Origin of the sequence: Pseudomonas sp. LTGT-11-2Z (assembly GCF_003691445.1) — a bacterium.
GTDB lineage: Bacteria > Pseudomonadota > Gammaproteobacteria > Pseudomonadales > Pseudomonadaceae > Aquipseudomonas > Aquipseudomonas monteilii.
Genome location: NZ_CP033104.1, coordinates 3,624,480 through 3,638,474, shown reverse-complemented (window position 1 = coordinate 3,638,474; position 13,995 = coordinate 3,624,480). Strand labels below are relative to the sequence as shown.

The window sequence follows — 13,995 nt, the reverse complement described above, 5'->3', positions numbered from 1 at the left end:
GTGATATCGCCCTATGGACCGGAGAGTAGGGCAATGATTAGGATGGCGACAAAGGGTAATTTCACTGAGTGATAGCTATTTTGAAATTATTCCACTCAATGAAATTTGATAGGGTTTAGCGAAAAATGGATTCCGATGAACGAAATGGTCAAGCCAGGGAAGTGGGTGTCAGTGCCGTGTCGCGTTTGTTCGCCGTGTTGCGTGCGCTGGGTGATTGCGGTGGCGAGGGCGAGAAGGTCAGCCAGCTGGCCCAGCGGGTTGGCCTGGCACAGCCCACCACACACCGGTTACTGCGCAGCCTGATCGAAGAGGGCATGGTCGACCAGTGTGCGACCAGCAAGCGCTACCGCCTGAGCCTGGATTTCTTTGCCCTGGCGGCCAAGGCCGGGCAGGCCGGCAATTTGCGCGATGTGGTGCGCCCCAGCCTGCTGCGGCTTTCTGCTTCGCTGGGGGATTCGCTGTTTCTGCTGGCGCGTTCGGGGTTTGACGCGGTGTGCCTGGACCGCAGCGAAGGGCCTTACCCGATCCGCACCTTTACCGGCGACATCGGCGGCCGTGTGGCCTTGGGCGTGGGGCAGGGCAGCCTGGCCATTCTGGCTTTCCTGCCTGAGGAGGAGCGTGACGAGGTGATCCGTTATAACCTGCCGCGGCTCAAGGATTTTCACCATTACGACGAAGTGCTGCTGCGTGCCGAAATCGACAATGTGCGCAGCCTGGGGTATGCCGGGCGCAACACCGGGGTACTCGACGGCATGGCCGGCCTGGCAGTGCCAATTCTGGACCGTAATGGTCATGCGGTGGCGGCCTTGAGCGTGGCGACCATCAGCGACCGCCTTGGGCCTAACCGCATGCCGACTGTGGTGGCCTTGCTCAAGCGGGAGGCGGCGGCGATTGGCGAACGGGTCAACCCGTTCGACCCGGTGCTGCGCCGCCCCTCGCATGTGTTTGGCTAAGGCCTATTCCACCGCCTCGGCCACACCTTGGTCCTCACCCAGGAACCCGCCGCTCTGGTGTTGCCACAGCCGGGCATAGGTGCCCTTTTTCGCCAGCAACTCAGCGTGGGTACCTTGCTCAATGATGCGGCCTTCATCCATCACGATCAGCCGGTCCATGGCCGCAATCGTCGACAGCCGGTGGGCGATGGCGATGACGGTCTTGCCTTGCATCATTTCATCCAGGCTTTCCTGAATGGCCACTTCCACCTCCGAGTCCAGAGCGCTGGTGGCTTCGTCCAGCAGCAGGATCGGCGCGTTCTTCAGCATCACCCGGGCAATGGCAATGCGCTGGCGCTGGCCGCCGGACAGCTTGATACCGCGTTCACCCACCAAGGTGTCGTAGCCACTGCGGCCTTGGCGGTCACTGAGCTGGCTGATGAACCCATCGGCCTGGGCATTGGCCGCCGCAGCGCGGATCTGCGCTTCGGTGGCATCCGGGCGGCCGTAGGCGATGTTGTCGCGGATCGAGCGGTGTAGCAGCGAGGTGTCCTGAGTGACCATGCCGATGGCGCTGCGCAGGCTGTCCTGGGTGACCTTGGCGACGTCCTGCCCATCAATGCGGATGACACCGCTGTCCACGTCATAGAAGCGCAGCAGCAAGTTGATCAAGGTGGATTTGCCTGCGCCTGAGCGGCCGACCAGCCCGACCTTTTCGCCTGGGCGAATGTGCAGGCTCAGGTCGTTCAGGACCTGGCGCTCGCCGTTGTAGTTGAAGCTGACCTTGTCGAACGTTACTGCGCCGCCCTGAGTCACCAGTTCGCCTGCATCGGTTGCATCCTGCACCTTGGGGCCGTGGGTGAGGGTGGCCATGCCGTCCTGCACGGTGCCGATGCTCTCGAACAACGAGGTCATCTGCCACATGATCCAGTGCGACATCCCGTTGATACGCAGGGCCATGGCGGTGATTGCCGCGACTGCACCGGTGCCGACCTGGCCTTGGTGCCACAGCCACAGCGCATAGCCGCCGGAGCCGAAGATCAAGCCCACCACCAGCGCCTGGTTGACGATTTCGAACTGGCTGACCAAGCGCATCTGGCGAAAGCCGGTCTGCTTGAAGTCCTCCATGGCCGCACGGGCGAAGTGCGCTTCGCGCCTGGAGTGCGAGAACAGCTTTACCGTCGTGATGTTGGTGTAGGCATCGGAAACCCGCCCAGTCATCGACGACCGCGCGTTGGCCTGTTCCTGCCCGACCTTGCCCAGGCGCGGCACGAAGTACAGCATCGCCAGCCCGAACAGAGCCAGCCAGGCAATGAACGGCAGCATCAGCTTCAGGGCAAAACCACCCGCCAGGGCAATGATTGCAATGAAGTACACGCCGATACCGGGCAGTATTTCGATGACGGTGAACAGCACCTCGCGTACCGCCAAGGCTGTCTGCATCACCTTGGTGGTGACCCGGCCCGAAAACTCGTCAGAGAAGAACGACAAGCTCTGGCGCAGCATCAGCCGGTGAAAGTCCCAGCGCAACCGCAGCGGCAAGTTGATCGCCAGCACTTGGTGTTGAACCATGGTACGCATTGCCACCAGCCCGATGCTGGCCACCAGGACGATACCGATGCCCCACAACACACGGCTTTCCTCAGCACCTACGGCACCCCCGGCCTGCCAGTTCGAGAGCAGGTCGACCACTTGGCCGAGGAAGGCAAACAGCCAGGCTTCGTAAACCGATACCCCGGCACTGAGCAGGGCCAGGGCAAGAATGTAGCCGCGGGCGCCCCGGGTGCAGGCCCACATGAAGCGCAGCAGGCCCACCGGGGGTGGCGGCACTTCGTCAGGGGGGAAGGGGTCGAGCCAGCGTTCAAAAACACGAAACATGTGGGTCTCCGCAAATCAGGTTTTGCTTACCGGGTAACCATACCGCACATCCAGGCATTCGCCTGCTGGCATAACCTTTTCTCATCAAGTCATCGCCCGAAATGTCGCTGTATGCACGGTGAACGAAAGTTCAGGCTTCTGCACTGAGCCGGCTTCGAGCTTTGCGACGCTGCAGCAAGGTCGAGGGTTGACACCTCGCGTGTCGCTCCACCATTATCCAGCCTAATCCACGCAGCGGGCTTTCCCCCATGTCCATGTCCAACCACGCCATCTTCGCTTCGGGCTTCATTGCCCAGGCAGGCGCATGCGTTGCCGTTGCCAAGAAATCCAAGAAACAGCCGCTCATCTGACCGAGGCGCGCTGTCTCGTCAGGTGGGCTGACGAGACAGAAGGCGCTAGGTATCCCTGCCAGACCACTTCGACTCTTCACCCTCTGACGCTGACTTTCGGTCAACATCAGGAGTTTTTGCATGTCGAATTTCCGTGGTATCTGGATCGCCCTCGTCACGCCAATGCGCGCCAATGAAATCGACTTTGCCGCCTTGGAAAAACTGGTGAAGAAGCTGCTCGAGGACGGCGTGGCCGGTTTTGTGGTGTGCGGTACCACGGGCGAGGCGGCGGCACTGTCCAAGGCCGAGCAACTGGCAGTGCTGGATGCGGTGCTGGCCTGGGTGGAGCCGGGCAGGGTGGTGATGGGCCTGTCGGGTTACAACCTGCGTGAGCTGCTAGCGTTTCAGGCTGAAGTCCAGCAGCGTGACATTGGCGGGTTGCTAGTCCCTGCACCGTGCTACATCCGCCCTTCGCAGGCCGGTCTCGAAGCCTTCTTCGCCACTGTGGCCGATGCCGCCCGCGTGCCAGTGATCGTGTACGACATTCCCTATCGCACGGGCGTGCGCATCGAGCGTGAAACCCTGCGCCGAATCGTGCGTCACCCGCGCATTGCAGCCGTCAAGGATTGTAGCGGCGACAGCGAGACCACCCTGGCCCTGATCGAGGGTGGCCATGCCCAGGTGCTGGCGGGTGAAGACCTGCAGATCTTCAACAACCTGTGCCTGGGTGGTGCTGGGGCTATTTCAGCCTCCGCGCACGTGCGTGCCGACCTGTATGTGCGCATGCTGCAGCAGGTCGACAGCGGTGACTGGGTGGCTGCGCGCGGCACGTTCTACCAGTTGCTGCCCTGGATCAAGCTGGCTTTTACCGAGCCCAACCCGGCGGTGGTGAAGGCAGCGTTGCAGTTGCAAAACCTGATGGCAGACGAGCTGCGCGAACCGATGCAAGCGTGCACGGATACGACCCGGGACAGGCTGCAACGCGTGCTGGGCTCACTCGGCGCCTAAAGAGGCAGCGGCTGTTGCCGGGCATGGATCTGGTGATTTTCCCGGAGTACAGCCTGCTGGGCATCATGTACGCCCCGGCAGAAATGATGGAAACCGCCGTGGCCGTACCCGGCGTGGAAACCGAAGTGTTCGCCCAGGCCTGCCGCAAGGCCAATGTCTGGGGCGTGTTCTCGCTGACCGGCGTGCGCCTGATGCTCGGCTGCTACATGTCGCATACCCGTAAAGCCGTGATGCCGGTGGTCGAGCGCGCTGATGGCTTGCTGTTCTATCCCACGCCTTAAGAGGGTTTCGAGTACTCGCCCAACATCGTCTATGGCGGGCCGACACCTAACCAGAACAGCGCGCCGCTGGCGGCCTACCTGACCCGTCATTATGGTGCCAGGGTCGCCTTCGTCGGCTCGGACTACATCTACCCCCGGGAAAGCAACCACGTCATGCGCCATCTGTACAAGCAGCATGGCGGCGAAGTGGTGGAGGAGGCTTACATGCCACTGTACCCCTCGGCCGATGACCTGGCCCAGGTGGTGGAGCGGGTGGTTCGCTCTGCTCCGGATGTGGTGTTCTCGACCGTGGTCGGTACGGGTACGGCAAGTTTCTATCAGGCATTGGCGCAGCGTTACGGTAATGGTCCTCGGCCGCCCATTGCCAGCCTGACTACCAGTGAGGCCGAAATCGCCGAGATGGGCGCCAAGGTGGCAACATCGTCGTGGCGCCGTATTTCACCAGCGTCGACTCGTCACAAACCCACGCGTTCTTCAGCGCGTGTCGGGCGTTTTTCCCGGCTGATGTGCGCATCACCTTCTGCTCGGCGGCCGCCATCAGGGTTGTTTTAGCCAAGCCTTCAGCAGCACCTTACCCGAGAGACCGAAGCTTCGCGATATCTCGGCTCGGTGGGGCCCCAAACATCCGGCTGTATTCACGGCTGAACTGTGACGGACTTTCATAGCCCACCTTGAATCCGGCTGTAGAAACATCCAGACCCTCTGAGATCATCAACCTGCGTGCATGCTGCAGGCGAAGTTGTTTTTGATACTGCAAAGGACTCATTGCGGTGACAGCCTTGAATCGGTGGTGAAGCGTCGAGTTACTCAAATTGGCATAGCTCGCTAGCTCATCAATATGCAATGGTTGTGCATAATTGTTGTTCAGCCACTCAATGGCCCGAGTAACGCGATGGGTCTGGCTATCGGTTATGGCTATCTCATGTAAACGCTGACCCTGCTGGCCTTTGAGCAGCCGGTAGAAAATTTCTCTTAGTGCTAGCGGCGCCAACGCTGGGATATCCGATGGCACATCCAATAGACGTACCAATCGCAGCATTGCATCGAGCAACGAGCTATCGATCTTATCCAGATATAGCCCTCGGTGGGGCTGTTGGCTCGGCACGCCGATAGGACTGACGTCTGCGATCAGCTGAGCGATTTCTGCCGGATCGATATCCAGGCGGATGCAGAAATAGGGCTTCTCTGAGGATGCCTCTGTCACTTGACCCGCTAAAGGTAGGGTTACCGAGACGACCAGATAGTTCAAAGGGTCGTAGACATAGCTTTCTTCCCACAACTGCACCTGTTTACGGCCCTGCACAACGATGCATAGCCCCGGTTTATGGACAGTATGGATCACATCGGTTGGAGTATCACTGCGTATGAAATGCAGCGGAGCAATTCCCGTCTGAAACACGCCATAGGTGGGAGCATAACGATGCATGGTTGATGCTAGCTCGGCCCTCAGACGCGTCAGCTCTTCGTCCCTATCATCCACTGCCATTACCTCCCATTAGACTGGTTCTATTGCAGAGAATAAATTGGTCCGCAGCCTTTTGGGTAGATGCTAATAGACACCCTTCAAATGCAAGAGCCCGGCGGGCCGGGCTCTCGGTAGGATGGGCTATATGCGTCAGGCATAGGTGGCACGATCCGCATCGACTTTAGCCACTCTACGGGCATTAAGACGTTCCGCACCATCTTCAGCCACACGGCGGTCATTCAGGCGATCAGCACCGTCCTCAGCTACACGGCGGTCATTCAGGCGATCGGCACCGCCCTCGGCCACGCGGCGGTAATTGAGACGATCTCCACCCCCCTCGACAACAAGGGGTGCCATCACTTCTTTGCAGGTCTGATGGGTCCAACTGCCAATCTCTTTGGCTGGCAGTGCCATCGAACTTGCACTGAGAGCAGATAAGGCAATTCCAATCATCATGGTATGTACAGTTTTCATGACAGCGACTCCGTAATTTGCGATGGATTCGTTGCCGGTTGTCAGTGCAAAGCGTGACGTGGATTCCTGTTTGTTGCAGGCTCGGTCGCTCTGATGGCCGGCGGCAGAAGCGGGTTCGCTTTCTGCTTGGGCTCAGATTACGGCGGCGGTGAGCAGGCCGTTATTTGGTTCCTGCGAGGCTTTTGCATATTCCTGCGCCGGGCCGCCTTCCGGCAGATTCACCCGAGCGCAGCGCCTTCGAGATTAATCACCGATTCACATCGAACACCAGTTTGCCGCGAATATGTCCTCCCCGGCTTAGCATCAAAGCCTCAGCCGCGCTGGAAAGCGGAACGACCTCAACCTCGGCGTGTAGCTTCTTCTCAGCAAACAATTTCGCTATCTCCGCTAACTGGCGCCCGTCCGACCGGGTTGCGAAATTTTTGCTGACTACGCCGTACTCACGTGCTTTCTGCGCGTTGGGTGTGCTGACAGGCGAGACTAACGCCCCACCGCGTTTGATCACCGTCCAGGAGCGATCCTGAGTGTCTCCGCCGACCAGATCAATGACGGTATCGACATTGCTGACGAGGTTCTCGAACTGTTGTGCGGTGTAATCAATGAACTGATGGGCGCCGAGTGATCGGAGGTAGTCTCGGTTTCTGGCCGAGCCTGTTGCCACTACATGAGCGCCGGCCAGCCGTGCTAACTGGACCGCGAAACTACCCACCCCTCCTGCTGCACCGTGAATCACAACAGTCTGGCCTGGCTTGATTTCGGCGTGTTCGTGCAGCGCCTGCCAAGCAGTAAGCGCTGCGGCAGGAATTCCACCGGCGTGAAGAAGTGACAACCCATCGGGTTTGTGCGCAAGCCTGTCGGGCGTTGCAAGAGCCTGGGTGGCGTAACCACCGCCTATTCCAATGAATCCGAACACCTCATCACCCAGGGCGTATTCGTGAATATTCTTTCCAACTGCTGCAATGGTGCCGGCAACCTCTACACCCGGCGTGTAGGGGAAGGACATTGGGATGAACTCCTTCATGGCCCCCGAGAGAATCTTCCAGTCAATCGGATTGATTCCGCTGCCGGCAACGTCAATGAGAACCTGGTCATCGTTGGGCACCAGCTCTTCAAGCTCTATCAGCTCAAGCCGTTCAATCTGACCGTACTCTGCCACTTGGATAGCTTTCATGAACTTCCCCGTCTGTAGGTAATGGGTTATCAAGTCGATGTTTGGCAGGGCGCGTCAGTTACTGGCGACGCGCGTCCAAGCTGAAGCGTCCTGCGCCGTAGGCCACGATCTGCAGCAAACCGCCGGCCATCGCGATGTTCTTGAAGAAGTGAATGAATTGGTTCTGATCGGCCAGAGCACTGTGGAAGATCACCGCAGTGAGGACACTGAAAAGCGCCAACCCTGCTGCGACAACACGGGTTTTATACCCGGCGATCAGAGCTACACCGCCGGCTATTTCCACGAGAATGGCAAGCGTCAGCGCTAAGGAAGGAAACGGCAGACCAACTGAACTGATGTAGCCGATCATCATGGCCGGCGCGCCTACCTTGGATACGCCTGAGAGGATGAAGATCGCGCTCAGAAAAATGCGACCTACTAGTGCGGCGGCACCAGCTGTTGCAGCCGAAGGATGAGAGGCTGAGCTTGAAATGGTGATGGCGTGAGGCATGGCATACGTTCCTTGGTGTAAGCATTCCGGAATGGAACGCTGGTATGAGTAAGTCTGGAACAGCCTCACATAGCTGAATAGTCGCTTAATTTCGTGGTTTACGTTCGATGAGATAGATAAGCATGTTTGCTTTTTGCCCGCTGGCATCGCATGAACTCCAACGCCGACCACTTGCGCAGGATCGTGCATGTTGACCGCAGGAATCGGATAACCCAGCCCAGCCAAGGCTTCTTACTCTTGCTTCACCACCTGCCTGTCGGCGGTGGCCCCTCAAGCCAGAAACAGGAGTACGAAAATGCACGGCATCGAACAAAAAGTCATCGTGATCACCGGCGCCAGCAGTGGTATCGGCGAAGCAACAGCCCGCCTGCTTGCCAGCAAAGGCGCTCGCGTGGTCCTGGGCGCCCGCCGCACCGATCGCCTGGAAACTCTGGCCAGGGAGATTCGTTCAGCAGGCGGTATCGCTGATGTCCAGGCGCTGGATGTCACCAACCTTGATGACATGCAGTCCTTTATCGACTTCGCTGTCGAACTGCACGGACGCGTCGACGTGCTGATCAACAATGCCGGCGTCATGCCGCTTTCGAAACTCGAAGCGCTCAAGGTAGATGAGTGGAATCGGATGATCGATGTGAACATTCGCGGCGTCCTGCACGGCATTGCCGCAACGCTGCCGCTCATGCAAGAACAGCGCGCCGGTCAGATCATCAATATTGCCTCGATTGGAGCCTACGCGGTAAGCCCGACCGCTGCGGTGTACTGCGCCACCAAATATGCCGTACGAGCCATTTCCGAGGGCTTGCGCCAGGAGGTGGGCGGTAACATCCGGGTCACCGTCATTGCCCCAGGCGTCACCGAGTCCGAACTGGCCGACAGCATTTCCGATGAGGGCGGGCGTGCCGAGATGCGCGAGTTCCGCAAGATCGCGATTCCAGCCTCGGCGATTGCCCGGGCGATCGCCTACGCCGTAGAACAGCCTGCGGATGTCGATGTCAGCGAACTGATCGTGCGTCCAACCGCAAGTCCATTCTGAACGTCCGGTCGACAGCGAGGAAATGCCATGGGTGAACCACTTGGAGATCAGGATAAATACGTTGGCATGTGGGTGACGGCTGACGGTCGCATTCGCCATGAGCTCCTGCCTGGCGGCCGCTATGACGAAGCCCGCGGAGGGCAACAAAGCGCGTACCAAGGTCGATACTGGCTAGAGGGTGATCACATCGAGTATGTGGATGACACCGGATTTACTGCCGACGGGGAGTTTCGAAGCAACGTGCTGTATCACGCAGGGATGATTCTCTATCCCGAGCGTTGAGGGGCCGGCCGGAATGGAGACATTCCGGCTTTTTTTTCGACTTTTACCTTTCAGAACACGCATCCAGAGCGGATTCTTTACATCCCCTACGGGGCCGCGAACGGCCTTGACTGTTGAAAGCCTAGGCTTGAACTTCAAGTCCACCCTGTGAGACCAATGCCCGAGATGGCTCGTTTGTGTCGGCGTACTAACTGAGGTGACGATTCCCATGGATGTCATAGAGCGGACTTCAGCCCATGGCCTGGAGGCTTACATTCGGGGTGAGCGGCTTGCCGCCTCGGACGTTCTGGCCGATAGGGATATGTTGGTGCAGATCTTTAACCGGGAGCGTAAGGAAGAGAGCTTTATCGTGCCCGCCGTAGCTGAGCCCTTGCTCGTGTGGATCATCTCCGGTAATGCTGCCGTTCAGGAGCGTGAGCTTGACGGCGACTGGCAATGTAGCCAAGTGTCCAAAGGTGATTTCTTCTTGACTACCTCGGCACAACCTTACGAGATGCGCTGGAACGTAGATGGTGTAGAACCATTTGAGGTCATGCATATCTACCTCGGCATCCCGCTTTTGGAAAAAGCCATCCATGAGGTCTTGGGCGGGTCTGTGGAAGCGGTTCGACTAAGTGAAGTCTCGGGCGGGCGTGACGATGGGTTGTCCGTTCTACTGGAGCAAGTTCGCCTGGAACTGACGGGGCACAGGGCTAGCCCTCTTTATCTTCAGGGGTTGGCCCAGTGCATCGCCATTCACCTTGCCCGCAGCTACCTGGACAGCTCAGCGGACGATATCGTGCGCCGCAATGCATTGCCTGCTTACAAGCTGCGCCGTGTGCTGTCGGCAATGGAGGCGAATCTGGCTGATGAATTCAATCTCGGGCACTTGGCCGAAATAGCTGGGATGAGCGAGTACCATTTCAGCCGGATGTTCAAAAAAGCCGCTGGTTATTCCCCGTCGCAGTTCTTTATCAGACTGAGGATGGCAAGAGCCCGGCAGCTCCTAATCGAAACGGATCGGAGCGTGATCGATATAGGCTTGGAGATCGGATACAGCAGCCCAAGCCATTTTTCTCAGGTGTTCAAACGTGAGGTTGGCGTCACGCCCACTCAATACCGTAAATAGTGAGTAGTCCACGCCAGTCAGAGGTTCTGGGGACGGAATTGCTGGCGAAAGTCCAAGATTTCCCCCGCCACCATGAATTGACCGCCTCCCCTGTAGTGCAGCGTTCTAGGCTGCTCCACCGAGCGATCTACATGCGCTTTGACCACTTGCCAGATGAACAGACCGTACTCGTCGATCAGCTTCGAGTCATACAGCTGGCATTCGAAACTGGCATAGCACTCGGCTATCAGCGGCGCTTCAACCTGCGTCGCAGCTGTCGGGGTAAGACCGAATTGGCCAAACTTGTCCACAGCACTGCCCGTATTGTTGCCCACCGCGACGACTTGGTCCGCCAGCTCTAGGGTGGGTACGTTGATCACGCATTGCTGGCTGTTGCGGATCAGTTCGTAGCTATGGTTCCCCGACCAGATGTAGCAGCCCAAAAGGGCTGGATCGAATTGCATCATCATGTGCCAGCCCATGGTCATGATGTTACTTTCGCCGTTCCAGGCTGAGGTCACGAGCACTATGGGCCCGGTTTCCAGATGCTGGCGAACGTTGATGAGGGGGAAGTCGGATTTTCGAAGTGCGGTCATGACGGCTCCGTTGAATAGGTCTGGTAGCAAGAAAACGCGTTGTGCTGCCAATGCAGCACAACGCGGACAAGGCGAAGGATTAACCTACCGGGACGCTCATGCCGCCATCGGCCATGACCACCGAACCGACAATGAAGCTGGCGCGCTCGGAAGCCAGGAAAGAGACAATCTCGGCGATCTCTTCCGGTGCTGCAGCTCGACCGATCGGCGCGGACTTGCCATGCTCTTGCAGGAACCCACGACCGTCTTCCATAAAGTGGTTCAACAGGTTGGTAACCACATCTCCCACGCCAATGGCATTGACCCGAATGCCATGCTCAATCGCTTCCAGCGCCTGGGTACGCGTCAACTGTGCTAAGGCGCCTTTGGACGCGGTATAGGCCGCGATACCGGGAAATGCGAAGTAGGACGCGTACGAGGCGATGTTCACGATCGCGCCACTCTTGTTCTTCATCATCTCCTTCATCGCCTCTCGGGAGTGGAGAAACGCCCCTGTCACGTTAGTTTGCATCTGCCATTCCCAATCTTCGCGGGTCATTTCGACGAGGGGCTTGTACAAGATGCGACCGGCGTTATTGACCAGGACGTCCAGCTGGCCAAACTTCTCTACCGCCAACGCCACCGCTTGCTCGGCAGAGCCGTCAACGGTGATATCGGCGACGAAAGGAACCAGGCCGGGACGCTCAAGTGCGTTGACTTTCGGGTCGATATCCTCGGCAATGACTTTCGCTCCACGGCTGTGAAGGAGCTCGGCGATGGCCTTGCCGATGCCGCTGGCCGCGCCGGTTACCAGCACCACTTTGCCTGCCACTTCGTTTGGGGTTGGGATGAAGTCAGTCATTTTGATGTCTCCAAGTCAGGAATTGGTTGTCACTTTCGACGGTGCCAATTTCTCTCTTTTGGACATTCGACTCCTTGGCGACCTTGCTTTGCCTGTCGGAGTTTTGCTTCTTTCATGCACTCGGCAGCGTGCTAGCCCGGCATCATCACGGGGGAGTCCACGGTGTAAGCCGCCTGGGCAGGATCGAAGTACTCACGAATATGCGTCAGCTTACCCTCACAAACGCTAACTTCATGGTTCTCAACAAACGTTTCGAAATGTTGTTTGAGAAGCTCGGCGGCTGAATACATAGGTTCACCTCGTGGTACCGGAGTCTTGCGACTATTGAGGCCCAGGCACCGCAGCGCGCGGATCTGGTCTATGAGCAACAGCCTAACAGGGGCCTAGCTGGCTAAAAACCAGAAGAATATCGAAGGGTTTATTCTGCTTATTTGACAACGCTAGAGAGCTTCGGCTTGCTGGCCGAAGCGTTTGATGAGCCATAGACCAGCCGGCCCAGGCGGTGAGTCAGTCCGGTAGATAACGTCAAACGCGTAAGAGCCGCCTCTGCAATCGGGTAGATCGAGATGGACAAGATGTCCCGCATTGAGGTCCGCCTGGACCATAGGTAAGGGCATGTTGCCCCAGCCAATGCCTTCCTTGAGTAGCATGTGTTTTGCGCCTAAGTCCGCGAGCCGCCATGTACGGGGGCTCACTACGGCAAAATCTCTGTCCCCGGTAAGCGTTGATCGGTCTGACAACACCAATTGGATGTGATTTCTTGCCGCTCCAGGGTCGTTGCGGCCGGCGAGGGCAAGTGGGTGCGCCGGGGCTGCAACGGGTACCAACTCAACACTGCCTACGCCGACACGCTCAAGGCCATCCCTCCCCAGGTCAAGGGGGCCACTGATCCCAATGCCAGCTTTTTTCTCAAGTACTAGTTGGGTGACCGCACCGAGCGCTTCCATGTGTAGATGCAAAGCCACGGTGGGAAATACCTGTCTAAAAGTCCTGAGCGCATCGACCACCCGCTCCGCTGGCAGCATTACATCCAGAGCAAGATGCACCTCTGCTTCGAGACCGTGCAACAGTCCAGACACCTTCGATCGCAGTCCGTTGACCCCGTTGATGATCGTTCGTGCTTCGGCCAACACTGTACGTCCAGCCTCTGTCAGCTTTGGTTTACGTGTCGTCTTGCGGTCAAAAAGTGATACCCCAAGCTGCATCTCGAGATTGGAAATGGAATAGCTCACCACGGACGTTGCACGATGCAGTTTCCTTGCAGCACCGGCAAAGCTTCCCACCTCTACGACCGTCAGGAGAACTTTCAGCTGGTCTAGAGTTGGTGTGCCAGAATCTGAGATCATTTTTACCAGCTCGGGCATATTGGATTAAGACATGCTATTTGGGGTGCATCAGTATGTCGACAGGTGAGTCGATCCCTCGGCCGATTATGTTTAGAGCGCCTGTCGCTCTACCGAGGCCACGAGCGGCAGCTATGGGTCGATTGCAGCCATTCGCCCGTGACCGCTATCGACCCATAGCGGACGTCCATCAGAGACTGCTTTCGGCTCATACCCGTCGTTCAGAAGGGGCTGCAATGGCCTGAAACAGACTGTAGGCAATACCAGGGCCGTCTCTGAAGTACTGCGTTTGCATGTTGAGTAACTAGGTCATCACGTTTTAGCGGCAGGTTTGAGTCGGAAGCTGACGCCCATACGGTTAAAAGCGTTCATTGCAGCAATGGCCGCTGTCAGGTCGACAAGATCCTTTTCTGCAAACATCGCTGATGCTGCTGCATAAGCTCCGTCGGATACATGTGTCTCGCTTACCCGCGTGACTTCTTCTGTCCAGGCCAATGCTGAGCGCTCCTGATCCGAGAACAAATAGTGCGCTTCATGCCATACCGGTACTAACAGCACCTTGTCCACCGACATACCTGCTTTGATCAGATCGCGTGAGTGCAGATCGATGCAATGGGCGCAGCCGTTGATTTGAGACACCCTGAGAAACACAAGGTGAATCAACGGGGCTGGCAAATTTGTCGCGGTGGTCACGAAATGATGCAGCCCGCCAAGGGCCTTGGCTGCACCCGGCGAAGCTTCAAACCAATTGAGTCGACTCATGATTTCTTTTCCTTTCTTTGAGC

15 protein-coding genes and 1 pseudogene are annotated in these 13,995 nt (G+C 57.9%); 6 read left to right on the top strand and 10 right to left on the bottom strand.

Annotated features, from left to right (window positions below; genetic code table 11):
* Positions 1–125: 125 nt before the first annotated feature.
* Positions 126–953 carry an IclR family transcriptional regulator gene (locus D8767_RS16965; protein ID WP_016714348.1) on the top strand — a complete coding sequence of 276 codons (828 nt, stop codon included), beginning with the start codon at positions 126–128 and terminating at the stop codon, positions 951–953.
* Between the two features lie 3 nt (positions 954–956).
* On the opposite strand, the gene D8767_RS16960 is transcribed toward D8767_RS16965, so the two are convergent.
* Together D8767_RS16960 and D8767_RS28785 are read right to left on the bottom strand one after the other, a co-directional pair.
* A complete protein-coding gene (locus D8767_RS16960; protein WP_016714347.1) occupies positions 957–2,810 on the bottom strand; it encodes an ABC transporter ATP-binding protein in 1,854 nt (617 codons plus the stop codon).
* Positions 2,811–2,940: 130 nt separating this feature from the next.
* Positions 2,941–3,282 carry a hypothetical protein gene (locus D8767_RS28785; protein WP_016714346.1) on the bottom strand — a complete coding sequence of 114 codons (342 nt, stop codon included), beginning with the start codon at positions 3,280–3,282 and terminating at the stop codon, positions 2,941–2,943.
* Between D8767_RS28785 and dapA the strand changes: the two genes are divergently transcribed.
* On the top strand, positions 3,281–4,147 hold the full coding sequence (gene dapA / locus D8767_RS16955; RefSeq protein ID WP_016714345.1) for a 4-hydroxy-tetrahydrodipicolinate synthase: 867 nt from the start codon (positions 3,281–3,283) through the stop codon (positions 4,145–4,147). The genes D8767_RS28785 and dapA overlap by 2 nt on opposite strands.
* 23 nt (positions 4,148–4,170) lie before the next feature.
* Positions 4,171–4,964: pseudogene (locus tag D8767_RS16945) on the top strand (transporter substrate-binding protein); the annotation flags it as partial.
* 35 nt (positions 4,965–4,999) lie between these two features.
* On the opposite strand, the gene D8767_RS16940 reads toward D8767_RS16945, so the two are convergent.
* The 4 genes from D8767_RS16940 to D8767_RS16925 all read right to left on the bottom strand — a co-directional run bounded on the left by D8767_RS16940 (position 5,000) and on the right by D8767_RS16925 (position 8,028).
* On the bottom strand, positions 5,000–5,914 hold the full coding sequence (locus tag D8767_RS16940) for an AraC family transcriptional regulator (RefSeq protein WP_016714343.1): 915 nt from the start codon (positions 5,912–5,914) through the stop codon (positions 5,000–5,002).
* A gap of 129 nt (positions 5,915–6,043) precedes the next feature.
* Positions 6,044–6,367 (bottom strand): hypothetical protein, encoded by a 324-nt coding sequence (locus D8767_RS16935; protein WP_028699996.1) that lies wholly within the window; start codon positions 6,365–6,367, stop codon positions 6,044–6,046.
* Positions 6,368–6,614: 247 nt separating this feature from the next.
* Positions 6,615–7,538 (bottom strand): NADP-dependent oxidoreductase, encoded by a 924-nt coding sequence (locus tag D8767_RS16930; protein ID WP_016714341.1) that lies wholly within the window; start codon positions 7,536–7,538, stop codon positions 6,615–6,617.
* 58 nt (positions 7,539–7,596) lie between these two features.
* Positions 7,597–8,028: a DoxX family protein gene (locus D8767_RS16925; protein ID WP_016714340.1), complete on the bottom strand. Its 432-nt coding sequence runs from the start codon at positions 8,026–8,028 to the stop codon at positions 7,597–7,599.
* 295 nt (positions 8,029–8,323) lie between these two features.
* On the opposite strand from D8767_RS16925, the gene D8767_RS16920 reads away from it, so the two are divergent.
* The 3 genes from D8767_RS16920 to D8767_RS16910 all read left to right on the top strand — a co-directional run bounded on the left by D8767_RS16920 (position 8,324) and on the right by D8767_RS16910 (position 10,451).
* Positions 8,324–9,061 (top strand): SDR family oxidoreductase, encoded by a 738-nt coding sequence (locus D8767_RS16920; protein WP_016714339.1) that lies wholly within the window; start codon positions 8,324–8,326, stop codon positions 9,059–9,061.
* 27 nt (positions 9,062–9,088) lie between these two features.
* The gene (locus D8767_RS16915) at positions 9,089–9,343 is read left to right on the top strand and encodes an Atu4866 domain-containing protein (protein ID WP_016714338.1); all 255 of its coding nucleotides are present in this window, start codon (positions 9,089–9,091) and stop codon (positions 9,341–9,343) included.
* A 208-nt stretch (positions 9,344–9,551) separates the two neighbouring features.
* On the top strand, positions 9,552–10,451 hold the full coding sequence (locus tag D8767_RS16910) for an AraC family transcriptional regulator (protein ID WP_016714337.1): 900 nt from the start codon (positions 9,552–9,554) through the stop codon (positions 10,449–10,451).
* A 17-nt stretch (positions 10,452–10,468) separates the two neighbouring features.
* On the opposite strand, the gene D8767_RS16905 is transcribed toward D8767_RS16910, so the two are convergent.
* The 4 genes from D8767_RS16905 to D8767_RS16890 form a co-directional block, all read right to left on the bottom strand.
* Positions 10,469–11,026: a flavin reductase family protein gene (locus D8767_RS16905; RefSeq protein ID WP_016714336.1), complete on the bottom strand. Its 558-nt coding sequence runs from the start codon at positions 11,024–11,026 to the stop codon at positions 10,469–10,471.
* A gap of 79 nt (positions 11,027–11,105) precedes the next feature.
* Positions 11,106–11,867, bottom strand: coding sequence for an SDR family NAD(P)-dependent oxidoreductase (locus D8767_RS16900; RefSeq protein WP_016714335.1), 762 nt, complete (start codon positions 11,865–11,867; stop codon positions 11,106–11,108).
* A 440-nt stretch (positions 11,868–12,307) separates the two neighbouring features.
* The gene (locus D8767_RS16895; protein ID WP_028699998.1) at positions 12,308–13,213 is read right to left on the bottom strand and encodes a LysR family transcriptional regulator; all 906 of its coding nucleotides are present in this window, start codon (positions 13,211–13,213) and stop codon (positions 12,308–12,310) included.
* 309 nt (positions 13,214–13,522) lie between these two features.
* A complete protein-coding gene (locus D8767_RS16890) occupies positions 13,523–13,972 on the bottom strand; it encodes a carboxymuconolactone decarboxylase family protein (protein WP_016714332.1) in 450 nt (149 codons plus the stop codon).
* Positions 13,973–13,995 lie beyond the last annotated feature (23 nt).